Origin of the sequence: Pseudarthrobacter sulfonivorans, assembly GCF_014712225.1 — a bacterium.
Taxonomy (GTDB): Bacteria; Actinomycetota; Actinomycetes; order Actinomycetales; family Micrococcaceae; genus Arthrobacter; species Arthrobacter sulfonivorans.
In genome coordinates this window covers 247,279-272,495 of the sequence record NZ_JACXBW010000006.1, presented here as the reverse complement: position 1 = coordinate 272,495, position 25,217 = coordinate 247,279, and the positions used below count along the sequence as shown (strand labels likewise).

Annotated in this window: 24 protein-coding genes; 15 read left to right on the top strand and 9 right to left on the bottom strand. The window is 65.2% G+C overall.

The features are described 5' to 3' along the window. Nucleotides 1–4: 4 nt before the first annotated feature. On the bottom strand, nt 5–1,579 hold the full coding sequence (locus tag IAQ70_RS10275; RefSeq protein WP_190989210.1) for an ABC transporter substrate-binding protein: 1,575 nt from the start codon (nt 1,577–1,579) through the stop codon (nt 5–7). Between the two features lie 300 nt (nt 1,580–1,879). Here IAQ70_RS10275 and IAQ70_RS10270 point away from each other — a divergent pair, with 300 nt between their 5' ends. From IAQ70_RS10270 to IAQ70_RS10230, 9 genes are all read left to right on the top strand, one after another. After that, entirely contained in the window at nt 1,880–2,512 is a 633-nt protein-coding gene (locus IAQ70_RS10270; protein WP_190989209.1) for an RraA family protein, read from the top strand. Nucleotides 2,513–2,559: 47 nt separating this feature from the next. After that, complete coding sequence (locus IAQ70_RS10265) at nt 2,560–3,909, top strand: MFS transporter (RefSeq protein WP_190989208.1); 1,350 nt, start codon at nt 2,560–2,562, stop codon at nt 3,907–3,909. 90 nt (nt 3,910–3,999) lie between these two features. Next, nucleotides 4,000–4,806, top strand: a complete 807-nt coding sequence (locus IAQ70_RS10260; protein ID WP_190989207.1) for a LamB/YcsF family protein — start codon at nt 4,000–4,002, stop codon at nt 4,804–4,806. Between the two features lie 61 nt (nt 4,807–4,867). Continuing rightward, complete coding sequence (locus IAQ70_RS10255; protein WP_190989206.1) at nt 4,868–5,659, top strand: carboxyltransferase domain-containing protein; 792 nt, start codon at nt 4,868–4,870, stop codon at nt 5,657–5,659. Next, entirely contained in the window at nt 5,643–6,686 is a 1,044-nt protein-coding gene (locus IAQ70_RS10250; protein ID WP_317983625.1) for a 5-oxoprolinase subunit C family protein, read from the top strand. Before IAQ70_RS10255 ends, IAQ70_RS10250 begins: the two co-directional genes overlap by 17 nt. A gap of 129 nt (nt 6,687–6,815) precedes the next feature. After that, nucleotides 6,816–7,619, top strand: a complete 804-nt coding sequence (locus IAQ70_RS10245) for an SDR family oxidoreductase (protein WP_190989205.1) — start codon at nt 6,816–6,818, stop codon at nt 7,617–7,619. 80 nt (nt 7,620–7,699) lie between these two features. Further along, complete coding sequence (locus IAQ70_RS10240) at nt 7,700–8,869, top strand: pyridoxal phosphate-dependent aminotransferase (protein ID WP_190989204.1); 1,170 nt, start codon at nt 7,700–7,702, stop codon at nt 8,867–8,869. A gap of 5 nt (nt 8,870–8,874) precedes the next feature. Then, the gene (locus IAQ70_RS10235) at nt 8,875–9,489 is read left to right on the top strand and encodes a TetR/AcrR family transcriptional regulator (RefSeq protein ID WP_190989203.1); all 615 of its coding nucleotides are present in this window, start codon (nt 8,875–8,877) and stop codon (nt 9,487–9,489) included. A 10-nt stretch (nt 9,490–9,499) separates the two neighbouring features. After that, nucleotides 9,500–10,114, top strand: a complete 615-nt coding sequence (locus IAQ70_RS10230) for a TetR/AcrR family transcriptional regulator (protein ID WP_223859762.1) — start codon at nt 9,500–9,502, stop codon at nt 10,112–10,114. 32 nt (nt 10,115–10,146) lie between these two features. Here IAQ70_RS10230 and IAQ70_RS10225 read toward each other — a convergent pair whose 3' ends face one another. The 4 genes from IAQ70_RS10225 to IAQ70_RS10210 are packed head-to-tail and all read right to left on the bottom strand — an operon-like array spanning nt 10,147 to nt 12,735. After that, entirely contained in the window at nt 10,147–10,653 is a 507-nt protein-coding gene (locus IAQ70_RS10225; RefSeq protein ID WP_190989202.1) for a hypothetical protein, read from the bottom strand. A gap of 1 nt (nt 10,654) precedes the next feature. Beyond that, on the bottom strand, nt 10,655–10,864 hold the full coding sequence (locus IAQ70_RS10220) for a hypothetical protein (RefSeq protein ID WP_190989233.1): 210 nt from the start codon (nt 10,862–10,864) through the stop codon (nt 10,655–10,657). Nucleotides 10,865–10,892: 28 nt separating this feature from the next. Further along, nucleotides 10,893–11,957 (bottom strand): L-idonate 5-dehydrogenase, encoded by a 1,065-nt coding sequence (locus tag IAQ70_RS10215; protein ID WP_190989201.1) that lies wholly within the window; start codon nt 11,955–11,957, stop codon nt 10,893–10,895. Nucleotide 11,958: 1 nt separating this feature from the next. After that, nucleotides 11,959–12,735, bottom strand: a complete 777-nt coding sequence (locus tag IAQ70_RS10210; protein ID WP_190989200.1) for an SDR family oxidoreductase — start codon at nt 12,733–12,735, stop codon at nt 11,959–11,961. A 387-nt stretch (nt 12,736–13,122) separates the two neighbouring features. On the opposite strand from IAQ70_RS10210, the gene IAQ70_RS10205 reads away from it, so the two are divergent. Then, the gene (locus tag IAQ70_RS10205) at nt 13,123–13,326 is read left to right on the top strand and encodes a hypothetical protein (protein WP_142036025.1); all 204 of its coding nucleotides are present in this window, start codon (nt 13,123–13,125) and stop codon (nt 13,324–13,326) included. 1,021 nt (nt 13,327–14,347) lie between these two features. On the opposite strand, the gene IAQ70_RS10200 is transcribed toward IAQ70_RS10205, so the two are convergent. Next, nucleotides 14,348–14,794, bottom strand: coding sequence for a ribosomal maturation YjgA family protein (locus IAQ70_RS10200; RefSeq protein ID WP_190989199.1), 447 nt, complete (start codon nt 14,792–14,794; stop codon nt 14,348–14,350). Between the two features lie 1,520 nt (nt 14,795–16,314). On the opposite strand from IAQ70_RS10200, the gene IAQ70_RS10195 reads away from it, so the two are divergent. Then, nucleotides 16,315–16,533: a hypothetical protein gene (locus IAQ70_RS10195; RefSeq protein ID WP_190989198.1), complete on the top strand. Its 219-nt coding sequence runs from the start codon at nt 16,315–16,317 to the stop codon at nt 16,531–16,533. A 193-nt stretch (nt 16,534–16,726) separates the two neighbouring features. Here the strand turns inward: IAQ70_RS10195 and IAQ70_RS10190 are convergent, their stop codons facing one another. After that, entirely contained in the window at nt 16,727–17,272 is a 546-nt protein-coding gene (locus IAQ70_RS10190; protein ID WP_190989197.1) for a hypothetical protein, read from the bottom strand. Between the two features lie 1,149 nt (nt 17,273–18,421). Between IAQ70_RS10190 and IAQ70_RS10185 the strand changes: the two genes are divergently transcribed. The 4 genes from IAQ70_RS10185 to IAQ70_RS10170 all read left to right on the top strand — a co-directional run bounded on the left by IAQ70_RS10185 (nt 18,422) and on the right by IAQ70_RS10170 (nt 23,079). Then, nucleotides 18,422–20,317, top strand: coding sequence for a hypothetical protein (locus IAQ70_RS10185; RefSeq protein ID WP_190989196.1), 1,896 nt, complete (start codon nt 18,422–18,424; stop codon nt 20,315–20,317). Further along, nucleotides 20,314–21,120 carry a hypothetical protein gene (locus IAQ70_RS10180; protein WP_190989195.1) on the top strand — a complete coding sequence of 269 codons (807 nt, stop codon included), beginning with the start codon at nt 20,314–20,316 and terminating at the stop codon, nt 21,118–21,120. The genes IAQ70_RS10185 and IAQ70_RS10180 overlap by 4 nt, the downstream gene beginning before the upstream one ends. A 160-nt stretch (nt 21,121–21,280) precedes the next feature. Then, a complete protein-coding gene (locus tag IAQ70_RS10175; RefSeq protein WP_190989194.1) occupies nt 21,281–21,604 on the top strand; it encodes a hypothetical protein in 324 nt (107 codons plus the stop codon). Continuing rightward, nucleotides 21,604–23,079, top strand: coding sequence for a M14 family zinc carboxypeptidase (locus tag IAQ70_RS10170; protein ID WP_190989193.1), 1,476 nt, complete (start codon nt 21,604–21,606; stop codon nt 23,077–23,079). Before IAQ70_RS10175 ends, IAQ70_RS10170 begins: the two co-directional genes overlap by 1 nt. A 38-nt stretch (nt 23,080–23,117) precedes the next feature. On the opposite strand, the gene IAQ70_RS10165 is transcribed toward IAQ70_RS10170, so the two are convergent. Continuing rightward, nucleotides 23,118–23,804, bottom strand: coding sequence for a response regulator (locus IAQ70_RS10165; RefSeq protein WP_190989192.1), 687 nt, complete (start codon nt 23,802–23,804; stop codon nt 23,118–23,120). Beyond that, nucleotides 23,801–24,973, bottom strand: a complete 1,173-nt coding sequence (locus tag IAQ70_RS10160) for a sensor histidine kinase (RefSeq protein WP_190989191.1) — start codon at nt 24,971–24,973, stop codon at nt 23,801–23,803. Before IAQ70_RS10160 ends, IAQ70_RS10165 begins: the two co-directional genes overlap by 4 nt. Between the last annotated feature and the right edge of the window lie 244 nt (nt 24,974–25,217).

Here is a 25,217-nt window from a genome sequence, read left to right as displayed (position 1 = left end):
GGCCTTACTTTGTGATGCGCATGGTGGCGTAGTCGACGATGCCGGACGGCGCCTGAATGGAGAAGCCTGCGCGCTGGGCGACGATCTGGGGTTCGCCGACGAAGGGGACAATGTCGTTGTCTTCGAGGATGCTGACCTGTGCCCGTTCGTAGGCCTCGCAGCGCTTGGCCTCATCCGTGGCGGACTGGGCAGTGGCGATTTCCGCGAGGATGTCTGCGTTCTCACCGCCGCCGATGTTGCGGCCACCCTTCTCCGTAGGAACGCCGGCGATGCGGGTCAGCGACGCGGCCACGGTGCCGACGAAGTTCGCGTCGCCCTGGATGGTCAGGTCCCAGGTCTCCGGCTTGGTCTGGGTCATGGTGGCCCAGGTTCCGTTGTCCACGAGGTTCAGGTTGACCGTGGCGCCGGCTGCGCGGAGGGCTTCCTGGACGTAGGTGCTGCCTGCACCGTTCGGGCCGATGCTGGTGGTGCCGACCATCTTGAAGGTCTTGCCCGCGAGGACGGCCTTGGCTGCCTCGGCGTCTTCCTTTGTGAAGTGTGAGTTGTCCTTCAAGGAGCAGGCCACTGTGGGAGCAACGATGGAGGTGTAGGGGATGCCCTTGTTGGCGTAGGCGGCGGCGTTGAAGGCCTGCTGGTTCATGAGCTGGGCCACGGCCTTGCGGAGCGCGGGCTCGGTGAAGGGGCTGCCGGGGCGCTGGTTGAAGAGCAGGAAGATTCCGGCGAAGGGCACCGTGGTGACCGTGTAGTCCTTGTTGCCTTCAAACCGGGCAGTGTCCGCAGGGGCGATGTCCGAGACATCCATTTCGCCGGTCAGCAACTGGTTGGCAACGGTGGTCTTGTTGACGCCGGGGAAGAACCGCACGGTCTTAGCCGGCGTTCCCTCCAACTCCTTGGACCACTTCGGCCAGGCCTTGTAGTCCTCGCGCAGGGTCATGTCGTAGCTGACGCCGTGGCTGGCTTTGGTCAGGGTGTAAGGGCCCGAGAAGGCACCCGCTACCGAGCCCTTGGCGAGGCCCTCAAGGTCGGCGAGTCCGGCGGGGCAGATGATGCCGGTCTGGGCCAGGGTCAGCCCGCCGATGAGTTCGGACCAGGGCTGCGCAAGCTTGATCGCCACGGTGCCCGCAGCGTCGTCCGCCGTGATGGCCGGCTGGCCGGGTCCGAACACCAGCTTGCCGAAGTTGTTCTTGGTGGCCGGATCAGCGAAGTAGCTCAGTGATTTGGCCACGATGGTGGGGGTGATGGCCGTGCCGTCGGCGCACGTGGCGTCCTTGCGAATGGTCAGCGAGGCGTCGGTCGCCGTCGACGTCCACTCGGTGGCGAGGCCGCCGATGAACTTGCCGTCCGCGTCGCGGCGCACCACGGTGTCGAAGAGGAACCGGGCTACCTCGTAGTCGTCCTTCGCATTGGCCTTGGCGGCGTTGAAGGTGGTGGGATCCGAGTTGAGCGCGGTCCGGATGGTGTCTGTGGAGGGCCCCGCACTCCCGCCGGGGGTGGTCCCGGTAGAGCCGGTGGTGCAGCCGGTCAGCAGCAGCGCTGCTGCCGCCGCGGCTGCGGCCAGGGCGGTAAGTCTTCCGTGCATGGTGTCTCCTCGATGACAACGGGATCGATCTGCGAGAAAGTTCGCGAATGAGAAGAGTTTCTCTTATGCACTCCGGCAAGTCAACGCTTTTTTGTGAGCTGACACACGGCTGTTACATGAGAGCCCGGCAAATTTACGCGCTGGCAACAAAACCCCGTCTTTTTCGGGGAATCGCCCACGCCCCCTTGACGGATGGCGAAAGAAACGCGAAACTTTTCTCATATGTGATTGCCGCCTCATTCTGACTGACCACAAGTCGGGGGCCGGCGTCGTCCGCAGAACCAACAAAGGTGACAACAAATGGCAACAACACTCGAGCTCACTGTCCGCAAGGCCGCGTGGACCCGCCTTCCCAAGGAACTCGTGGAAGCCTTCGCAGCCTTCCCGGTGGCCAACATCGGTGACGCCATGGAGCGCCTGGGCATCGTCGACGGCGGCATCAGTGCCATCTGGGAAGGCGCCCACTGCGTCGGCTCGGCCCTTCCTGTGCTCGGCGCGGCAGGCGATAACGCGGCAGTCATCGAGGCCCTGGGCTACATCCAGCCCGGCGACGTGATGGTCATCAACGGCTTCGGCCACGAACACCGCGCCCTCATCGGCGAGCAGCTGTCCCAGCGTTTCGAGGCGGCAGGCGCCACCGGCGCCGTGATCGACGGCTACGTCCGCGACCGCCACACCATCACAGAGATCAAGTTCCCCGTCTTCGCCCGTGGCGTCACGCCCGCCGGCCCCTTCAAGAACGGTCCGGGCGTTATCGGCGAACCCGTAGCGATCGGCGGCATAGTGTGCGCCGCCGGTGACATCGTGGCCGCCGATGATGACGGCGTCGTCATCATCCCGCAGGCCCGCGCGGCCGAAATCCTGGAGCGCGTCATCGCGGTAGCCGCCCACGAGGCCGAAATGACGGCCGAAATCACCCGCGAATACAGCTAACCGCCGCTATCCGGCGAAATAAACCAGCCCTAGACTGAGAGAAACCAATGACTACTGCATCGACGGACTCAGTGGAACTGAACACCGCACAAATCGAGGTTGTCACCGCGGACGGCAAGATGGTTCGCAAGGCCACCATCGCCGGCACCATGGGCTCCTTCGTGGAGTGGTACGACTACGGCATCTACGGACTGCTGACCACGTACCTTGCCATCAACATCATGGGCTCCAAGGACCTCGGGTCCCTGCTCCTGACCAACGTCGGCTTCCTGGTCAGCTTCCTCGCCCGGCCGTTCGGCAGCGTGATCTGCGGCTTCCTGGGCGACAAGCTGGGCCGCAAGAACCTCCTGGCCGTCCTGCTGCTCCTGATCTCCGGAGCCACGGCCTGTATCGGCCTGATCCCGTCCTCGTCGGTGATCGGGTGGGCGGCCCCGGCGCTGCTCATCCTGTTCCGCATCCTGCAGGGCTTCTCCGCCGGCGGCGAAGTGGCCGGCGCCATGGCGTTCGTGGGCGAATACGCACATAACAAGCACCGCAACTTCGCCATGAGCTTCATCGCCGTGGGTTCCTTCTGCGCCCTCCTCTTTGGCAGCGGGCTCTCCGCCACCCTCATCACCACGCTCGGCGATGCCACCATGGAGTCCTGGGCCTGGCGCGTCCCGTTCCTCTTCGCCCTGCCGCTGGGCTATGTGGGCTACTACATCCGTTCGAAGATGGAAGACACCCCGCACTTCGCCGCCCTGCGGGAACGCAATGAAGTGGAACGCAACCCGCTGAAGGCTGTCTTCACCTCCAAGCGCCACCTGAAGGCGATCGCGCTGACCATCTTCCTGCCGGCCCTGAACGGCCCCGGCTACTACCTCCTGTTCGCCTACATGCCCACCTACCTGAAGACCCAGCTGGGCACCGGCAACAACTTCACCATGGTGCAGGCGCTGATGGTGACTGCCGTCAGCCTGGTGGCCATCATCATCAGCATCCCGCTGATGGCCCGCCTCTCGGACTGGATCGGTCGCAAGCCGGTCCTGGCGGCCTCCGCCGTCCTGATGGCCGTGGTGTCCTACCCCATGTTCGCGATGATCACCACCGGCAACATGACACTGGCCTGCATCGCAACCGTTGTGATGGCCATCGCGTTCTCGGGCCACGCCGCGGTGGTTCACACCGTGCTGACGGAGATGTTCCCGACGACGGTCCGCTACAGCGCGTACAGCATCGGCTTCAGCATCAGCACCATCATCTTCGGCGGCAGCGCCCCGCTGGTGATGACGGAGATCATCAAGTCCACGGGCAACAGCATGGTCCCGGCCTACGCCGCGATCGGCACGGCCATCATCACGCTGACGTCCGTCTACTTCCTGAAGGAAACCAAGGGCCAGCCGCTGGCCACGCACTAACAAGACACGAACGACGGCGGCCTGCCGCCATTGCCGGCAGGCCGCCGTCGTTGGACCATAAGCACCACAACCAGAACCATTGGAGTCACCTTGGGCATCAAATCAGTCGCCGTCGTTGCAGACCTCGGCGAAAGCTACGGAAATTACAGCATCGGCGACGACGAGGCCCTCCTGGGCCTGGTCACGGCCTCGAACATCGCCTGCGGCTTCCACGCCGGCGATCCGCGCGTTATGGACGCCACCGTGAAGTCGTGCGTGGAGCGGGGCATCGAACTGGGCGCCCACCCCGGCTATCCCGACCTGGTGGGCTTCGGCCGCCGCCTCATCGAGGCCAGCGAAGAGGAAATCCGCACGGACGTCCTCTACCAGATCGGCGCCTTGGACGCCTTTGCCCGCATCCACGGCGGCAAGATCAGCCACGTCGCCCCGCACGGCCGGATGGGCAGCATCGCCCAGACCGACGCCAAGCACGCCCGCGCCATCACCGACGCCGTCAAGGCGTACGACCCGACCTACATCGTCATCTGCCAGAACGGCCTGCTCGCCGACGAGTCCCGCAAGCGCGGCCTCGAAGTGGGCTACGTCTTCCTGGCGGACCGCGGCTACGGCGAGGACGGCATGCCCGTCTCCCGCAACACCGAAGGCGCCCTGCTGCACGATCCCGAAGAGATCGGCCGCCGCGTTGTCCAGGTGGTCACCGAAGGAACCGTGCGCGCCGTCACCGGCAAGGTGGTTCCCCTGGGCCACGATGCCGACGTCGTCCTCCTCCACGGCGACCACCCCCAGGTCCTGGAGAACGGCACAGCCCTCCGCGCGGCTTTGGAAAAGGCAGGTATTACCGCCGCCGGGCTCCAGGAAGTCCTCGCCGCGAAGGCCAAGGCGGCCGCCGCGGCCTGACCGCCGCCGCCGCGCTCCTTGACCGCCTTCTGACCGCTTACCGCCCCACCGAGCAGGACATATGACCACGCAGCCACCGTTAGCCACGGAACTCCGCCAGCCTCCGGGCGTGGAGGCGGTGCCCTTCGGGGATTCAGCCCTCATGCTGAGCATCGCCGACGACGACGCGGAAGTGAGGCGTGCCGGTGCCCGAAGGCTGCGCGACGTCGTCCTGGAGGTGCGTCCATACGGGGTGCTGAACGTGGTGGCGGGGGCGGAATCCCTGCTGGTGGAATTCGACTGCCTGGCGGTCAGCCATGGCCAGCTCGCCCAGACCGTCAGGCTTGCCGTGGCCGGACTGGGGCTCCAGGACGCCGGACCCGTCCCGGGCGCGAAGGACTTCGTGATCCCCATGGTGGTCAGCGACGAGTTCTCCCCGGACCTTCCCTCAGTAGCTGCGGAACTGGGACTCAGTCCGGAAGGCGCCCTCAACGCGCTCACCTCATCCGTCCTGACCATCAATCTCCTGGCTGCGGCCATGGCGCCGATGATGGCGGGCGTGCAGTTCCCGGGCCAGGTCAGCCGGTGCGCCGAGCCCCGGACGGACGTTGCCCCAGGCTCGGTGATGGTGGCCGGCACAAGCGCCATCATCCAGCCGTTCCCGGGCCCCAGCGGCTGGAAGGTGATTGGCCGGACGCCATTGACGGTCTGCGATATCCACGAGAACCCCGCCACGTCCTACCGGCCCGGCGACCGGGTCAGGTTTACGGTCATCCCGGAAAGCAAGTGGGCCGAGCTGGAAGGGCAGTTCCTTCGGCCCTCACCCGGTACGGCCACGGACCAGGAAGGCGGCAACCGTGACAGCGAAGTCTGAGCAGGCGGTCACCCTGACCATCAGCGAGGCCGGCTGGCTGTCCACCTTCCAGGACCTGGGCCGCGAGGACTCCGAATACATGGGCGTCCCGTGTGGCGGTGCCGCCGACCAGCATTCCGCGGCCGTGGCCAACGTACTGGTAGGCAACCGCCGCGGCGCCGCGCTGCTGGAAATCATGGGCGGCAGGTTCGCCTTCACCCCCTCGCATGACGTCTTCATCTCCGTCACCGGAACCCCCGCGGACGTGACCGTCGGGGGAGTCCCGGCACCGTTGTGGCAGCCGGTCTGTGTGCCCGCAAACGCCCGCGTGGTCATCTCCAACGCCACCGGAGGCATGCGCAACTACCTGGCTTTCAGCGGAGACCTGGACACCCCGCGCTTTATGGGCAGCGCGGCCCCCGAATCGCGGATGGGTTTCCCGCAGCAGCTGGCCGCGGGCCGGAAAGTGCAGCTGGCCAGCCGGTACCTCGGCTTCAGCCAGCCGTACCTGGGCCAGCCGCTGTTCCGTCTGCCCGTTCCCGTGCCGGACTTCAGTCCGGATGTGTGGACCGTCGAGGTGGTGGACGGTCCGGAAACAGACAGGACCCCCGGCATCCGCGAGCTCTTGAGCGGCAGCATCTACACAGTGGGCGGCAAATCCAACCATGTGGGCCTCCGCCTGGACGGTCCGGTCATCCATCCCGAAGGGCTGGGCGAGATCGTGTCGCACGGCGTCCCCATCGGGGCCTTCGAGATCCCGCACGGCGACGAGCTGATCATTCTGGGGCGCTCGCGCACCCTGACGGCGGGCTACCCCATCGTTGCGGTGGCGACGAAGGCCTCGCTGCCGGTCCTGGGCCAGGCCAGCCCCGGCCGGAAGATGACCTTCCGCTGGGTCAGTCAGGAGGCCGCAGTCGTGCGCTGGCGGGAACAACAACGGCTGCTCTGCGATCTGGAGAACCGCGTGCACAACCTGTTTGCCGCCGTCGGGCTTCCGTTCGCGCACGAAGCGGACCCAGCCACACCGCCCAGCACACGCGCCGCCTGAAACGGTTGACTCCGTCAGTTTCAAATGAGAAACTATTCTCATATCTAAACTGGTTCTTGTTTTAGCCGGACCTCCCGGCCCCCATTGCCGCGCTGCCACCCGCAGCGTGCCGGACGAAAGAGACGCACCATGGAGCTTCTGAATGGCAAGGTTGCCATCATCACCGGCGCCGGCACCGGCATGGGCCGCGAAACGGCCAAGCTGCTCGCTGCGGAAGGCGCCGCCCTGGTGCTCGTGGGCCGCCGGCAGGACGTCCTGGACGAACTGTCCGCCGAGATTTCAGCCGCAGGCGGCAAGTCCTACGTCCGCACCGCAGACATCGCCAGCAAGGCCGAGGTGGACGCGCTCGTGGGCTGGATCCACGAAAACGTGGGCCTGGTGGACATCCTCATCAACAACGCCGGCAGCGCCAGCAAGATCCTCAACGTGCGCTGGATTGCCGAAGAGGAATGGAACCAGGTCCTGGACGTGAACCTCAATGCCGTTTTCCTGCTGACCCAGGCGGTGCTGCCGGACATGCTCAGCCGCAACACCGGCTCCATCATCACCGTTTCGTCCCTGGCGGCCGTGACCCCGAACCTGCTGGGCGGAGCGGCGTACGGGGCAGCCAAGGCGGCGGTCCGGAACTTCATGACGTACCTGCACACCACGTTCCGCAACGAGGGGCTGCGCGCCGTGACCATCCTCCCGGGTGAAACGGCCACGCCCATCCTGGACAACCGGGCCCGTCCGCCGCACCAGGAGGAACGGGACGCCATGGTCCAGCCGGAGGACGTGGCCCGGGCCATCCATCTGGTGGCAACGCTGCCGCAGCGGACGGTGGTGCAGGAACTGGTCATCGCACCCACCGTGCAGCGCGACACGTCCGGGGACATCGAAATCAGCCGCTGGACCGGTGCCCCCGAATCCGACCTCCCGCGGAACCAGAAGTAACGTAGCCCGGCACCATTGGCGGCCGGGATCCTGCCGCCGCCCCAACTACCCTCTGCCTTCCTGTCTGAAAGGACACCTCCGTGACAACACCCGCAGCCCCCAGCGTCCTCAGCTTCCGTCCTTCCGACGCCGTCCAGCGCGTGATCGACACGTCCCTGCGCGTCCAGCAGCCGCAGTCGAGCGGCGACCTGGTCTCCCTGGCCATGGGCGAGCCCGACTTTGACACCCCCCAGCAGGTCCGCGACGCTGCCGCGAAGGCGCTGCAGGACGGGTACACCCACTATTCACCGCTGCTCGGGGAGCCGGCGCTGCGGGACGAACTCGCCATCCGGATCGGCGGACTGCTGGGCTCCAGCGTCAGCACCAATGATGTGCTGGTCACCCAGGGCGGGACGGCCGGCTTGGCCGCCGCCATCCTCGGCATTGTGAACCCCGGCGACAAAGTGGTCATCCCGGACCCCACCTACTCGCTGTATGCGGACCTGGTCAGCATGGCCGGCGGCACCATCGTTCCGGTGCCCCTCGCCGAGGACCTGCACTGGGACCTGGACGCGCTGGCTGCGGCGCTTGACGGGGCGAAGATGTTTGTTTTCTGCAACCCGTCCAACCCCACCGGCATCGTCCACTCCCGCGCGGAGCTTGAAGCACTGGCCGCCATGGTGGCCGGCACCGACATCCTGGTCCTCTCCGATGAGGCCTACAGCGACCTTGTCTACACGCCCGAGCCTTTCACCTCCGCCCTGGAGATCGGGGGCCTCGCGGGCCGGACCATCTACTGCCAGACCTTTTCCAAGAGCTACGCCATGACGGGTTGGCGCGTGGGCTACCTCTGGGGTCCCGCGGACGTCATCGCCTCCGCCGCCCGCGTGCACAACACCTTCAACGGCTCCATGAACACCGCCGTCCAGCTTGCCGCCCTCACTGCCCTGCAGACCTGCGGCCCGGACATCGAGCGGATGCACGCCTCCTACAAGGTCCGCCGGGAACTGATGTACAACGGCCTGAAGGACGTTCCCGGGCTGACGGTCAGCTCGCCGGAGGGTGCGTTCTACCTTTTCCCGAAGTACGACGCCGATCTTCCGGCTTCGGAGATGGTGGCGCACCTGCGCAGCCACGGCGTGGCCGTCCGTCCCGGCAGCGAGTTCGGCCGCCACGGCGAGCACCACCTGCGGCTGTCCTACGCCGCGAGCGCCGAAGCCATCACCGCCGGCGTGGAACGGCTCGCAGCCGGCTTCGCCGCGCTGAAGTAGCGCTGATGGCCACCACCAGTGCAGCTCCCGGGCTCCGCAGCGACACAGTCCGCAACCGCAAGCACATCATCCGGTCCGCAGGGAAGCTGTTTGCCGAGGGCCGGCAGGCCACCATGGCGGACATCGCGCGGGCCGCGGAGGTCTCCACGGCCACCGCCTACCGGCATTTCGCGTCGGTGGATGACGTCCTGGCCCGTTTCCGGTTCGACGTCGGCAGTGAACTCCTGGAGTTCAGCCAGCAGCAGGAGGCCGCAGGGCTGGAACTGCTGCGCCTCGTCAGCACGAAATGGGTCACGCTGGTGGTGACCCACGGCCGCGCGATGGTCCACACCAGGTCCGGCGAAGGCTACCTCGCCCGGCTGCGCACGGGCGCCACGCACTTGACGGTCCAAGCGGACGCCCTGAGTGCGGCGCTGCGCGACACCTGCCTTGAACTTGGCATCGGCGATCCCGGTGACGAAGCCATGTTCCTGTGGAACGTGCTGTTCGACCCGCGCGAAATCTTTGATCTCATTGAGACACTCGGACTGACCCCCGATGAGACCGCCCGGCGGCTCGTAGCCGCGCTGGTGGGGGCACTGAAGGGCTGGTGCGGCCCGATCGGCGGGCGCAGGCAATAAGCTGGAAGGCATGGAAAAGGGCACGGGCATGCGAAGCGACACCCAACGTAACCGCAGGGAGCTGGTCAACGCGGCCGGGTCGCTGTTTGCCGCCCGGCGGGGTCCCATCAATATGACGGACATTGCCAAGCACGCCGAAATCTCCACGGCCACGGCCTACCGGCATTTCGCGTCAGTTGAGGATGTCCTGGCGGAGTACCGCTTCAACGTTGGCCAGAAGCTGAGGGACTACAGCCTCAAGCAGACCACGGGCGGCCTGGAGCTGCTCGAAGCCGTCAGTCGCAAATGGGTGGACCTGGTGGTCAAGCACGGCGGGGCCATGCTGTATACGCGTTCCGGCGAAGGCTACCTCGCCCGGCTCCGGAGCGGCGCCTTCTACCTCACGGTCCAGGCCGAAGCCCTGCAGCGCCCGCTGGAGGAAGCCTGCGCCGAGCTCGGATTGAGCGCACTGGGGGATGAGGCAATGTTCCTCTGGAACATCCTTTTTGATCCCCGCGAAATCCTGGACCTCATCAACACGGTGGGCCTGAGCAAGCAGCAGGCCAGCGAACGGCTGGTGTCAGCACTGCGCGGCGCCCTCATTGGCTGGGACGAAAACAAAGCGGCAAACGCGCCCGCGTCCTAGTGCTGCACGGCGTGTGTCAGCCGCACCCAGACTCAGGCCCGTTCGGCCAACAGCACGCTCCGGAGCGTAGTCCCGCGCATCTCGCTGCGGATCCGCTGGGGCGGAACAGCGGCCAGGGAAGCGACTGCGAAGAGGTCCAGCTGGTCCGTGCGCAGTGCCATGACAGTGAGCGACCGGCGTCGGGCTTCCAATCCTGACTTATGCCCGACGGCGGCTGCCAGGGTCTGCGCATGGCCGCGGACCTCCTGGAGGTGAGCTTCAGCGGGCCAGCCTGCCGGCTGAAGCTCCGTGTGGCCGGTACCGATCCGGCGCCGTACGTCGAATTTGTTGACTCCTGCCGCGTCGGCGATGCGGGTCACCGCTACGCCGTCAGCCAGGGCCCGGGCAACGCTGTCGTTCCGCAGCCTGAGGGCGTCCCGGATGCTGCTGTCCGCCCCTGCTATCTGCTGGCGGTTCAATGCCAGTTCCCGGCGGAGTGTTTCCTGGTCAACCGGCTCAAAGCGTCGGCGCCGGCCGGACCGCGGCGGCTGTTGGGCCACGCTAGTGCCTGACCGGTTCCGGCACGAGCGCCCACAGCACGGGGGCGCCGTCGAAGGTTGGCATGACGCTGCCCTCGAAGAACACCTGGCTGTGCCTCAGCTCGCCGTTCGGGCTCCAGCGGCCGCTGGCCGGGCAATGCGTGCCGGTGCCGGCAGTCATAGTGCGGGAGGAACGGCAGAGCAGAACGGGCGACGTGAGGGTCTGGATCATTGGATGCTCCTAGTGGCAGGGGTGGGCGTTAGTCGTCGCGGAAGGAGATGAGCACCTTGCCGGACCGGGTGGGGTCCTTGGCAAGGTCGAAGGCCTCGAGGGCCTGGGTGAACGGGAATTCGTGGGTCACGATGGGTTCCACGTAAAGCGAGCCGTCGGCCAGTGCGGCCAGCACCTTGTCGATTTCATCATTGAAGCGGAACGAGCCCAACAGTTCGAGTTCGCGGGTGATGGCCAGTGAGATCGGGACAGGCTGGTCACCGCTGGGCAGAAGCCCCACCATGACCACCTTTCCGCCACGCATGGCGCCCCGGAGGGCCGACGCGAGGCCACGGTGGTTACCTGAGGATTCCAGTACGACGTCGGCCTCGACGACTTCGATGGCTTCGGTGTCGGTGGCCAGGATGGTGCCCGTGGCTCCGACGGCCCGGGCGATTCTCAGGGGCGCCTCGTGCATATCGACGGCGATGATTTCCGCCGCGCCGGCACGCTTGGCGACAGCGACGATCAGGCTGCCGATCGGGCCGCTGCCGATCACCAGGACGCGCCTGCCGGTGAGGTCACCGGCCCGGGAGACGGCGTGCCACGCGACGCTGGCCGGTTCGGCGAGGGCGGCCGCGCGCAGCTGCAGCCCGGAGGGGAGAGGGCGTAGCATCCTGGCGGGCAGCACTGAATACCGGCTGAAGGCGCCCTGGGTGTGCGGGAAGCGGGCGGCGCTGCCCAGGTAAGTACAGCCGGGCGAGAGGTTGGGCCGGTCCGCAGGATAGCGGACTCCGCCTCCCCCCGGGGTGGCGGGATGGACGGCAACGTCGGTGCCTGCTGCCGGTCCGGAGCCGTCGGCGGCCGCCTGGACAACTGTGCCCACCACCTCGTGGCCGAGCACCAATGGCGCGCGCAGGATTGACTCCCCAGCGGCACCATGGAGCCAGTAGTGCAGGTCGGAGCCGCAGATTCCGCCGTAGGCGATGTCCACCACTGCTTCGTGGGGTTCGGGCACTGCGTGCTCAAAGCTTTCGATCCGGAGGTCGCCGACGCCGTGAACCACCACGGCCGGGCCTGTTACTGAGTTTTGAGTTGTTGCTGTTGTTGTCATGTCAGACCACCACTGTCATTCCGCCGTCGATGAAGATTGTTTGCCCGTTGACGTAGTTGGACGCGTCCGAGGCGAGCCAGCAGACCGGCCCGGACAGGTCGTCCACGGTTCCCCAGCGGCCCGCCGGGGTCCTGCCGAGAATCCACGAGTTGAAGGCGTCGTCGTCCACAAGGGCCTGGGTCATTTCGGTGTGGATGTAGCCGGGGGCGATTCCGTTGATCTGCAGTCCCTGGCCGGCCCATTCCGCGGTCATGGCCCGGGTGAGGTTGCGCAGTCCGCCCTTCGCCGCGGTATAGGCGCCGATGGTGGGCCGGGCGAGGTCTGACTGGACGGAACCGATGTTGATGATCTTTCCGCGCTTGCGTTCCAGCATCCGGCCGGCGGCCTCACGGCCTACCAGGAACGCGCTGGTGAGGTCCGTGGCGAGCACCCTGTTCCAGTCGGCGACGTCGAGCTCCAGCAGCGGCACGCGGTGCTGGATGCCGGCGTTGTTCACCAGGATGTCCAGCGGGCCGTAGGTGGTTTCGGCGTCGGCAACGCCCGAGGCCACTGCGTCCTCGTCGGTGATGTCGAACGAGACGGCACCCACCTTGTCTTTGCCGAAGACGGCGGCCAGCTCTTTCCTGGTGGCTTCCAGGCGGGCCGGGTCGAGGCCGTGGAGTACGACGGCGGCTCCGGCCCTTGCGAGGCCGCTCGCGAGCGCCTTTCCGATGCCCCTGCTTGATCCCGTGATCAGGGCTGTCCGCCCGGTCAGATCGAAGGGTGACGGATGGTCCATGAAGTTGCCTCTTCTCGACGTTGACGGCGTGGTTCTCGGGCGCTTCAAGCGGCCTCTTTGAGCCTACGGCCGGGCACTGCCAGAGTCAAGAACTATTTCTCATTTGCGAGTTGATTATAGTTTTTGAATGAGCGGCCACAATGGAAGGGCCGGTTTTCGACGACGCTTTTTCATCACGAGGGTGGAGCTGAGTCCTGGACGGTGTGGAGATTGTTGGGGAGGATGGCGATGGCGGGTTCGGCGTGCCTGGTAGGGCTGGGGATCGGGAGGCTCCGGAGCCGCCATGGTTGTGATCGGGCTGTTCCTCCTCGTAGGGCAGCTGATGCACTAACTGACAGCCAATCTCCCACAGGGGTAGGGTTTGCCGTAGCCGACGAAGGGGTCACCATGAGCTACAAATATCGAACTGTCCGCGTTCGCGGTACCGAGCTGGTTGGAACGATTGCCAGGAAGCACGGGAGTGCGGCTGAGATCTACGAGACGTCCAAGGACCCGAGTACATCGGTGGTTCCGGTGTTCTTCGAGGCAACGGGCGAGGTCCGTTTTTTCGACAGGTCAGTGCTGGAGGACGTGGTGGCGCCAGCAGGTTGAGCGTGAAGGCACACGGGTGCCGACCACGCCGGCCTGCCCGGTGGGAAGGGTGGTCAGGTTGTTGCCTGCCCGCGCATGCGCGCCAGCCATTCGACAACGGGTGAGTGCACCGGGCCCGGGTTGCTCGTGCAGCAGTGCGTGGCCGGCGCGGTCGAGCATGGCAAGGTAGCGCGGGGTAGTGGTCAAGCAGTTCCCAGGAGCCTGTGTACCCGGCCGTGGCATCGCAGCGTCCGGCAAGGATTAGCGCCGGATGGGGATAGGGTTTCGCGGCTTCCGGCACGTCCGCCAGCTCCCGGTGCGAAAAATCCGCTACCGTACACGGCGTAATGCACAGGCACTTCTCTGGCCGTCCCCTTCATCCGGACAGCGTAGGCCTGTTGGCGGCTCACCAGCACTTACCCCATAAGACGCTATTGACCTGGCGCCATATTCCCGCAGCCAATCCCAAGACAGGTTTCTGGGTGAGGGCATCAATGGGAGATTCTGATTAATCAGATAAGGCTCGGCTGAGCAGATCATGAAATTGCCGAAGGGAGGTGCGGTCGCCGTGGGGAGATTGGTGCCGGCCGGACCCTGCTGGATGAGCCGTAGGTTTTGACGGTTGAGCAGCGCATACAACCCTCCGAACGCCGTGCAAGTGCGTCGCTGAGCGCAAGCCGTGCCTGCTCTGGGAGGTTTTCCAAACGGAGGGCTCGAGCAGCGTGGCGCCCCCAAGTAGTCCTCGGTGTCCACACCTCATCCACTGTTGGGGCGCGTTACGGACGACCGGCATTAGCCGATCCTTTTCGGCGGTGCTTGCGCCCTGGTTGCATGGGGGACCCGCCCAGCGATGACGGGGATCACCATGCCAAAGCAGCGGATGGTTCACAAGGTCCTCGGAGCGTGCGACATGACTCACTGAACTCTCCCGCCATGATCGTTATCGTTGATGCCTCGAGCAGGATTTATTACCTGGCTCCTGCCTAGGAGGGGCTGCTCGATTCAGCTGATCTGTCGCGGCGGGTGCAGGAACGAACGGCAGCTAGAGATGGCGACTGTTGTTCACCACTGTGCCAGTGGTTCGATCCACCCCGTAAGCGACGGCAGCGCCACCGGCGTAGGCCAACAGATCCGCGGTGCCGAACGTGGTTCCAAGGACCAGCCGAAGGGGTGGCCAGGATTCTCCGAGTTCGGCGGGAAGACCAGTGAGTTGGAAGAGTTCGACCATCACACAGAAGGTAACGGCTGCGGCTGCAATCAGTGCCTTGGGCCTCAACGGAATCAGAATAGCCACGAGAATGTAGATCAGAACCGCGTAGAGGCCATCACCGGCAGGGCCTGTCCACGCCGCATCGCTGAGCGTGCGAATGCCCAACCCGAGTACAACGCTGATCAGCCCGGCGATGCAGAGCAAGGTCCGTCTTATTCTTGAACGCCTCGGTTCGAGAGAACTGCTCACTGCCAAGCCTCCATTGTCGAAGCTGCCCATTTCGTCTCCCGGCGCGGACCCACGAGAATCTTCGCATTCAGCCTAGCTCAGTGCTCTGCTGAGGTAGGAGCCGGGCGCTGACGGGGGAGTCCGCCCGATAGGCGGGCGGTTCGATTTCTTCGGTTGCGCCCTTCGCCGGCCCGACAGATGTGGCTGTCATCGTCACGGTGCTGGCCCGGCAGGAGGTAGGAATCCCCGACGGGGACCGCTGAGCGGCTCAGCGTCGGCGTCTCGTCACCGGCCAGGGCACTGAGTCAAAGCGCCGTCCCGCAAACCAGGCCTGCACTACTAATCGGCCTCTCATTGGCATAACTTTTGGCACCGTCGAACGACGGTAATCGGCATGGCCGCCTGTCATTTTTGGAAGCCGCCGGCGCAGCGCCGCTACCCCGCGGCCGCGATTATCATCCGGGCGCCTGGACGGTGGTCCGACGGGATGTTCTACCCGCTGCTGGCCCGACTCGAGCGGCTCGGCTACGTCTCCTCGCTGTGGGGTACCTCCGACGCCGGCCGCCGGTGCAAGCATCGACCGGTGGCGCGGCCGGCACGCCAGCCTGGCGCGAGCTGGCGGTTTGGCCCTACCGGATTACTGCTGAAGACCGGCTCGGCCGGTTGGTCGAAGCCCCGGCAGAATGTGCATCACGGCGGGGGCAAAGCCGTGGTATCCGCTAGGTCTTCAGTTTCAGCCCGTGCTACCGCCCACGGCGCTACCCGCGATCGGTGCTCTTGCGCCTTCCAGACTCGTTCCATCTCGCAGTGAGCAGTGACGGCTTAGCATCGACGACTAGTTACCGAACTCCAGCTACAGCGAACTAACTGCCGTACACCCGTGGTCTGACAACGAGGTGACGGCATGCGGGGGACGAAATGGCATGGCCCCCGCACACACACTGATTACAAATAGGTGAGCTAACGGCCCACCAGGTCAGGGCGCTGTCGGCAGGCTAAGCCGATTCATCACCGGCCAAACAATAAATGAAAGGAAAGACCTTGATTCTGCGCAAACAATCTTCATGGGCCGTACTTGCAATCGTCGCCACAAGCTTGGCCTTAAGCGGTTGTGACGACAAAACAAGCATCCCTCAACCCAACGTGACATACAACGAGCCAGACCCGGGTGTCCCAACGCCCCCTGCTTCGAAAACCAGACCCGACAGTGTCATCCCGAAGCGGCCAGCTCCTAAAACCAGCCCCGACAGTGTCATCCCGAAGCGGCCAGCTCCTAAAACCAGCCCCGACAGTGTCATCCCGAAGCGGCCAGCTCCTAAAACCAGCCCCGACAGTGTCATCCCGAAGCGGCCAGCTCCTACGACCAGACCTGACACTGTCCCTGCTCCGCGTTACAGCACGAATCCGTGCGCTTTCCCGGGCGACCTACTGTGCCCCGGCAGGCCCATAATAGTGCCTCCCCCTCGGTACCAGTGGTGAGCTGTGCCCGGACATCACGGCTGCTGCTTCATGCCTTCAGCCGATGCCCGCTGGAGGCGGACGCCATGCTCACACAGAGAAAGGAGAAACCGATGAGACAACACAGAGCCCCCGCCCCGGGACAATCCGGCCGTGACAGCAAACCCCTGGCTTCGACTGAGGCACCCATCATCACGTGGGAATGGCTGCACGGCGCCGTCGCCGCTGCCCTGCGCCGTATAGAACCGGGGGCGCCCCTATACGTCACTGCCGATGTCCTCACCGATGAACTGCTCCCGCCACTCAAAGAGGTTCATCGCCCGGGTCACTGAACAAACATCCTGTCGGGCACGATTCCAACCCACGATTTCCAACCAGAGCCAAAGGTGCGACCTCCATCAGGCGGAAGAGAGAGGCGCACCGGTCCTTCGCCGCAGCACAGTACTTGAGGACGGCCGGAACTCCAGCCACAGAAGTGTTGTAAATGGCTGGGCCGGAGTTGTGCTTCCGTTCCTTGCACTGTGGTCAGTCGCGTCGCAGCAGAATTCTGCAGAAAAAGGACGACCAGTCCGCGTCCGCGGCGACCGGATCGGCAGCGACAGCATCTGCCTGCTGCGGAACCCGTGTCGTCTGGGCGGGAGGAAACGCGGCTGCCTGGGCCTGGGCTAGGGCCCGCAACGGCTGGAACACATCGGGGTTGGCGACTGCGAACGCGTTCAGCCACTGCTCATCGGCGGCAGCCAGGGCGGCAGTTACTTCTCCACGATCCCAGGGCGGATCCAGTGCTGCATCCGGGGCCGCTTGGGCGGGCTGCGGGTTGAAGGTGACAACCCCCAGCCGGGGGGCCTGGCCGGGGAGAGCGAGGACCGTCACCTTAGCCGGCGTGAGCCACTGTCCGCCCGTGCCCTCGGCATCGGCTGCATACACGCTGAAGGCCTCGTCACTCAGCGAAAGGGGCCATGGGCTGAATAATCCCACCTTGCCGTCCTGCGTCGTGGTGGTCAGCACACCACTTGCCACTGGCCCACCGCCGGTGGCCGGGAAGATCGAGATGATTGGGGCCAACGTCATGAGGCCGCCTCCTTGAAGCTCGTTCGCGCCCGACCGTTTCGTAGTCTCGTCGGTGTTGGACGGTGAAGGCACTCTGGTCTCCGACGATCCGGGATATTGATGAACCCATCGTGAACGAAAGGCGTTACCGCCGCGTTACGGCAGTGAGCCTGCCGGGCCCGAATCCCCGTCGTCGTCGATTCACGCAAAGGTCTGCCTCAGCCCGCCCGTGAGCGTATCCGCCCGGCGGTCTCATCCCGTTGTAGTGCCCTGGCATTAGTCCGCCTACCCCTACGGACTGGGCACAGGCTTCGGGCAATGCCAGGGAACCACGTGCAAGACCGGCCCGGAGGCGGATCCCTGCGGCACGGCCCGCGCACCACACTGGTTGTCACATCGGCCCATCCCGACAATCGAGACAGAAAGCTTAGTTCCATGAAAGAGAAAATTGCCACCCTGTGCATGGCGGATAGCGGGGCAGACGCGTATTCCTGGTCCGTTCCGGGCTGTTACCTCTGCGGGCACAGCCACCAAGAACGGGTCCCGTGGCTGCGGCTGACGTGTCAGGCAATGGTGCTGGGAAAACGGAACGGCGACCAGGAGCTCACGTTTTGCGGTTGCCGGGGTGGAGTGATTCACGAGCAGGGAGGGGCAGCGCCCCAGCGATAAGTGCGTGTCTCTCAAGTCGCAGTTGTTTGCCCTTCACAGGACAGTCCGCGCCCCCGTAACGCTGGAGTAACGCCACGCGTGCAAGCTGTTTGAACCAAGCTCACGGGCCCGGCCACGGAAGCCCAATATTCCGCGATCTCCGATAAGAGGTGCGTCATGAACAGTGTTACCGGCCAAGAGGACGGCTGCTCCGACTGCGACGAAGGCCCTTACCTTTTTGACGAACAGGGCCAGATCATCGACAACCCCTTTCCAGGAACGCGCGGCCAGGCAGATCTCCCGGCAGTCCGCGCGTCGAGGCAACGGCCGTGTTCGCTAGGCGCCCTCAACGGGTCCTGGCTGATCGAGCTGACTGCCAGAGGCGGGGACCCGTCCGGCCAGGATCCGATCATTCGCGGACCCATGCGCATCCAAGTCGGCGCCTCCTCCCTCCGCATCAGCGGAGACGTGTACGTTCGCCGGGGACAAGACCCCACCGATCGAGGACTGCGGCCCGGGCCTTTGGACGAATTCCCGAACGGCTTCGCCTCAGGCGGCCCTGCAGGCGTTGCCGGCCAGGACACCACGGACACGGCTGCCGGCCGCTGGTACCCACAGCTGCCGCTCAATGAATATTCATGGTACTTCCGTTCCAACGGCGTGTCCTATGCCTCGGCGCTGCTTGGCTTTGGGTTCGTTCGCCATATCTGGGACCGCACAACGCAGGATTTCATTTCGACTGATGTAGGCGAAATGCGTCTAACCTGCCGGCAAAGCCTGATCAATTTGCCGCATCAGCCCGCCAGAATGTCGGGGACAGCGGCCATAGGCGGGCGCGTCTATGACGTCAAGGCCACGAAAACATCGAATTTCTTCCGCGGCTGCCGCGTCGAAGTCGACGCAATGTCGAACCGCGTCTGGCCGGCATCTGCAATTACGGGAGCGGGCGTGACCACCACGTTCCAGAACGTCTACGCTTCGGCCGGCTGGGACGTGGGCCTGACGGTTGATGAAGTTGATGTTCCGGAGGATGCGTCGCTGACCATCGCCGAGCTGCAGACATTGATATCAACGCACCGGGGCGCCGGTTCCGTTGACGAATGGCGCCTGTGGCTACTCTCCGGTTCGTCGCAGGGCACCCTGTTCGGAATCATGTTTGACCAGGACCAGGTGCCCCGCGAGGGTGCCGTCGGGTTCGCTGACGCCACACTTGGCGATGGGCCGACCATCGAGGCAAGTGCCCGCAATAAGCCCCTCGACGAAGTGCCCGCGGCATTCCTTCGGACCCTCGTCCATGAAGCAGGCCATGCATTCAACCTGTTTCATCCAAAGCACGACGTTCACAACCCACCGATCGGCACCGAGATCATGAACCAAACAGGCGACGTGATGGGATTCGCCACAGTGGCGAATCCGTATCCCCGCACTGCGACGTTCGGATTCGCCGAACATGACCGGATTTCCTTGGTGCACGCACCCGACCCCCAGGTGCGCCCGGGCTGGAAACCGTTCGGCTGGGGCCACGGCAGTTTGTCCTCGGGGCTCCCTGAGCCGACGGATGCCGCCGGCCTGGTGAATGCCGACGATGCTGTTGGCATGGTGTTGGAGCTCAAGCTGCCCGAGGAGGTGTACGTCGGGGAGTACGTCGTTGCTGAAGTGACGCTGAGGAACGTTGGCGATGAGCCACGCGAAACGAGCAAGCATCTCAACCTGGCCGAAGGGGACCTGCGGCTGCTACACGCACTGCCGACCGGACAGATCGAGCAGGTGCTCGACATTGTCGTGGCATGCGGTCCGCGTGAGACGACGGTGTTGCAGCCCGGGCAATCGCTGACCAGCCTGATGCAGGTGTTCTTCACCAGCGAGGGAGTCACCTTCCAGGAGCCGGGCGTTCACGTGGTTCGGGCCGAATTCGATCTGGGGGGCCGGACTTCTGTCCGGAGCACCAGGAGCACCGTAAGGGTGCGGATGGCCGGGTCCGGTGAGGAACGTGACATCGCTGGGGCAACACTCGATCGGGGCGTTTCGACGGCGCTGGCCCTGGGTGACTTCGGCCGCGATGACAACGCGCGACGGCGGCTGGCAGCAGTTGCAGAGGCGCACCACGAGCACGATACAGGTGCTGCCTGTGCTTTGGTGCTTGCCAATTCGCTGGCGAGACAACATGTGGACTACCGCCGTGCCGACACGCGCGCCGCCGAACCCGGCGACGCGAAGCACTTTCTCGACCTCGCGATGCAGGGGCGCTCGGCCGCACAGGTCGTCGAACTTGCCGTAACGGTGGCCTGCCCGGTGGAGCGGGATGCCCCGGTGGTTGCCGAGGCCCTCTCACATGGGAAGCGGGCGCGCAAGCCGCAGGACGATCTCGACAGGGCCGGAAGCATTGCCCAGGATTTTGTGGAAAACTTGCCCAGATGAACCAGACTCTGGATCGGACGGACAGCAAGGAAGGCGGCACGTCAGGCCTAACCCTCAGCCTGCTCGTCCCAGAACGAGTGCCGCTGGATGAAGTGCTGGTCGCCGTCGCGACGCTGACCAACAGTTCGGACCGCTCCGTCGTCACCAGCGCTCGCCTGAACCTTCTTGAGGGCGACCTGGACGTCCTCGTGACCGGTCCCGGCGGATCCAGGACCAATGCGGGCTGGCCATGGCCAGCCGACAGCGGCGCCCGGCAGGTGAGTCTCGGACCGGGACAGTCGCTCATGGGAGGCGTTCTCCTTCTCAGCGCCGCTGGCGTGGCCCCCTTGTTCCCCACCGCCGGGCACTACGACCTTGTCGCCGAGTTCCGGCCCTCTCGCGGTGAGTTGCTCCGCAGCGAGACCGTGCCCATTGAGCGCATGGAACCCGCAGATGAAGCCGACCGAAAGCGGCGGCGAGCGCTGGACAACGTTGAAGTGGCACAGAGCCTGGCATCGTCGTCGTGCCTCGGAGTAGCGGGGGAACTGTTGTCGGATCTTGAACGGCACGGCTCCCCGGCGACACGGCTGCTCGCTGCATTGGCCGTCGGTGACACCGCGGGGATCGGCAAGCTTGCAGCAGAGGTATCGGGCCAGGCCGGGCCCGTAGCGGCCGCCGCCGCGGTCAGCGCCATCCTGCCCGGCGGTTTGGCTTCGGGAGACGAAAGGCTCGAGACTATCGCCTCAGTGTTGGCGGCGTTCGACGACGACGGGCGGGCGACGGCAATGCTGCGGGCTGAACCCTGGCTACTGAGCCAGAACTGAAGTGGCCGACAATGCGGGAGCCTCCATCGCTCGTCAGGAGTAACGGCGCTGTAACGCCTTCATTGTAGGTTCTTGGGGAAGAAGCGTTGCAGCCAGGTTCCTGCCGTCTTGAGTTTCTGCCCTGCTGATGGATTCCATTGCCAAGAAAGAGAGGCGAATGATGGTCCCCGAGAAAGATCCTAAGGCCACTGACCGGCCCAAGGTGAGGTATGAGGTCATCCTCCGGGCCGGGGCTTCGCGCAGCATGGACATGCGCAGTGTGGCGGACCTGGACATGGACCGGGTACCCGACCCGGAGGGGGACGTCCGGTTGCTCGTTGACATGGAGGAAGCGGCCCGCCTTGTGGAGAACGGCTTTGAGGTCACACTCGTCCAAGCCGCGCCACCCGGTCCGCTGGACCCCGCGCTCATAATGGACGACGAAGCCGCGCGCGCGTGGCTCCAGGAGCGGCTCCCCGGCGTCGAGCGAGGAGGGCAGGACTGATGTACCGCACCGTGTCCCAGCTCGATGCTGCCGGCGGCACCCTCGCCGCAACGTACCCGCAGCTCTGCTCACAGTTCGTGTTGCCTGAGCCGTCGGTCCAGGGACGGCCGGTCAACGCGCTGCGGCTCCGTGCCGGCGGCGGGGAGAACCGCCGGGGTGTCCTGCTGGTGGGCGGCACTCATGCCCGCGAGCTGATGAACCCGGACCTGCTTATTGAAATGGCGGTGGACCTCGTTGCCAGCTACGTGACCGGCAACGATGTAATCCTCGATGGCAGGATCTGGCCCGCTGCTGACGTGAAGCTGATCCTTGAGACCATCGATCTCTACCTCCTGCCGTGCGTCAATCCTGATGGGCGCCATCATGTGATGACCGTCGATGGCCTGTGGCGCAAAAACCGCCGGGACAATCCGGGGACGGCGTGCGACGGGGTGGACCTCAACCGCAATGCAGACCTTCTTTGGGGCGTGACGGAGGGGCAGACGTCGTGCGCCCCGTGCGCCGATACATATTGCGGACCGTCCGCCGTGTCGGAGCCCGAGTCGCGCAACGTCCGGCACCTGCTTGATGCGTATGCCATCGATTGCTTCGCGGATGTCCATTCCTACTCCGAACTGGTGCTGCACCCCTGGGGGCACGCGCCAACCCAGACCGGCGACGCCACGAAACGCTTCACCACGCTCCCGGCGGCCACGTGCCAGCCGATCACAAACCCCGCCTACGCGGAGTACATGATCGCACGGGACCTGATGCGGTTCGAAACGGTCGGGGACCGGATTGTCCAAGCAATTCAAGACGTACGGGGCCGACACTACACCCGCCAGACCGGCGTCAAGCTCTATCCGACCACCGGAACCCTGAGCGATTACGCCTACGGGCGGCACATCGCTGACAGCTCACGGCGCAAAACTTACGGGTTTACCATCGAGACCGGCCCCTGGCAGGGGAACGTTGCAGACTCCTTCCATCCTGCCAATCCAGAACCCATCAAGCGGGAGGCCGAATCGGGGTTGCTGGCACTGATCCAGCAATGCATCTGCGCCATTGAGCTGATCGGCTGGAGGCTGCTCGGCCGCGACACAGAGATCCGTGCCTTGCGCCGGGTCAGGGACGAACTTCTGGGCAGTACCGAGGAAGGCAGGGGCTGGATCGCTTTGTTTGAGCGGGTCCAGACTCCCTTGCTGGCTATCGTGGTGGAGGATCAGGACCTTGCCGGGCGTGCCGCCCGCCTGCTGGCCGACGCCGGGAATCAGGTCAGCGACGACCGTGCGGTCCTGACGCCGGAGGTTGCCGGCGCAGCACGCCAATTCGTGAACGACCTGGCAGAGCGGGGTCCCACGGAGGTACGCCCCGACCTCCGCACAGTAGGGGAGCGCCTGGCCGGCTTCGCCGGGTTGTCCACCGCAGAAATCCTGCACTCACTGATGCAACACGGGCCCGACGACGTTCACGGCTCCGGCCCGCTGAACGTCTAGCACGAGGGCGGCCCAGTGTCCTGACCCGCCCGGACTCATCACTGGCGCGGGGGCATCGGTTCGTCCGGCGCCACCAGGCCCGAGCGGTACGCCACGGCCACCGCTCCGGCCCGATCGTGCAGCCCCATCTTCATCAGGAGCCGGTTGACGTGCGTTTTGACCGTCGCTTCCGAGATGAACAGGTAATCAGCGATGTTCTTATTCGTCAGACCATGGGCGATCAGCACCAGCACTTCACGTTCACGGTGGGTGAGCCGAGTGATCTGTTCTGAAGTGGGGAGAGGGGACTCCGGCCTGCCCTTGAACTCGGCAAGCAGTCGTTTGGCCACGGCCGGATCCAGCCAGGCTTCCCCGCCGGCAACCGCGTGAATTGCGGAGACAAGTTCATCGGGCGCCGCATCCTTGAGTACAAACCCGGACGCGCCCGCGCGCAAGGAGCCACGGACGGCGTCGTCGGCATGATATGTCGTGAGCACGAGGACCGCCGGAGTCGACCCGTCGACCGGTCCGGAATCTATGATGCGTCGAGTGGCCTCGACGCCGTCCATCACAGGCATCCGGACGTCCATCACCACAACGTCCGGATTCAGCTCGTGTACGCGTTCGACAGCAGCGGCGCCATCACTGACGACGGCGATCACGTCGATGTCCGGCTCGGCGCCAAGGATCATCGCTATCCCTGTCCGGACCAGCGGCTCGTCATCCGCGAGCAACACGCGGATCATGACGGGACCGCCGGCAGCGTAGCGTGCACGCGATAGCCGCCTTCGTCCCGTGCTCCGGTCGAAATCTCGCCGCCCATTAACTTGACCCGTTCCCTCAGGCCGACAAGGCCGTACCCGCTAGTGAGCTGTGACGTCACCGCCGGGACTGTTCCGGCCTGATCGTTTTCGACATCGATTGCAATGGAGTCGTCGCGACGGGACAGAATTACATCGGCGTGAGCGCCGGGACCGGCATGCCGTGTCACGTTTGTCAAGGCTTCCTGCACGATCCGGTAGGCGGTCAGCTCGACACTCGGATCGAGCTGGCCTGCCATGCCGCGCGTGGAGAGTTTGACAGTGACGCCGGCTGTCTCGGCCTGCTTCACCAGAACTTCCAGGTTCGCAAGGCTTGCTGTCGCCTCAGCGTCCAGGTCGTCGCCGGTGGCGGCAACTGTCCGCAGGACCTCGAGCAGCCGGCGAAGCTCGGCCATCGCCTGCTTGCCGACGGCCTCCACCGACTGGAGTGCCGCCTCGGCGAGGGCCGGATCTCGGCGGAGTTGCCGTCTTGCACCTGCAACTTGCAGCACCATAACCGTCACCGCGTGAGCGACAATATCATGCAGCTCACGCGCAATCCTCAGCCGCTCAGCAGAGACAGCCTCCTCGGCCATGGCCTCCCTGGTCTCGATCAGCTGGCGTGCGTGGCGGCTGGTCGCGGCCGCCCAACGCCCGAGGAACCACGCCGCGAGGTCAAAGAGCGTGAATACAATGGCCACCCCGGCGATGGTCAACCAGTTGCTCGTAGGCGCTGAGGTCTCGTAAGCCACCGTAATGGAGTGTGCACCGAAGGTAGCAACCAGGCACCAACCGCTACGGCGAACAGGGCGCAACGCAGCCGCGGTGTAGAGCGCGACGAGCAGGCTGGCCAGCGGCCGTGAGCCGACCGTGAGCGTGAGAGCGGCAGCATATGCGCTTAAGCCCAGGCTGACTGCAACGGGCGCACGTTTCCGAAGCGCCAACGCCGGGAATGCGGCAAGGCCTAGAAGGGCGACTACCGCTGCTGACGGATCGAACGCGGACCACCCTCGGTTCTCTGCATTTTCCATGATCGAGGTGAACAAGAGCGTGTCAAGTCCCACGGCAGCGGCAGCAGACGCTACATCGCGGCGGGAAACAGTGGACAGCAGCACTTGAGGATCAATCTCGTAGAAGGAATCTGCATAAGAGGGAGAAATACCTGTCGGCCGCTACGGCAACTAGTCGTGTCTCCGGCCACGGGCTGAGCAGGCCCGCCTTGAACGGGTCCGCGCTCAATTCCCCCGCGTCCTCCGGGCGCACCCTTGTGCCTGTGACCAGGACACCCCGTGCCACGGGCGAGCCGCGGGAGGTGCGGAAGACTGAGATGGTTGGGGCCGCTGTCATGATGCCGCCTCC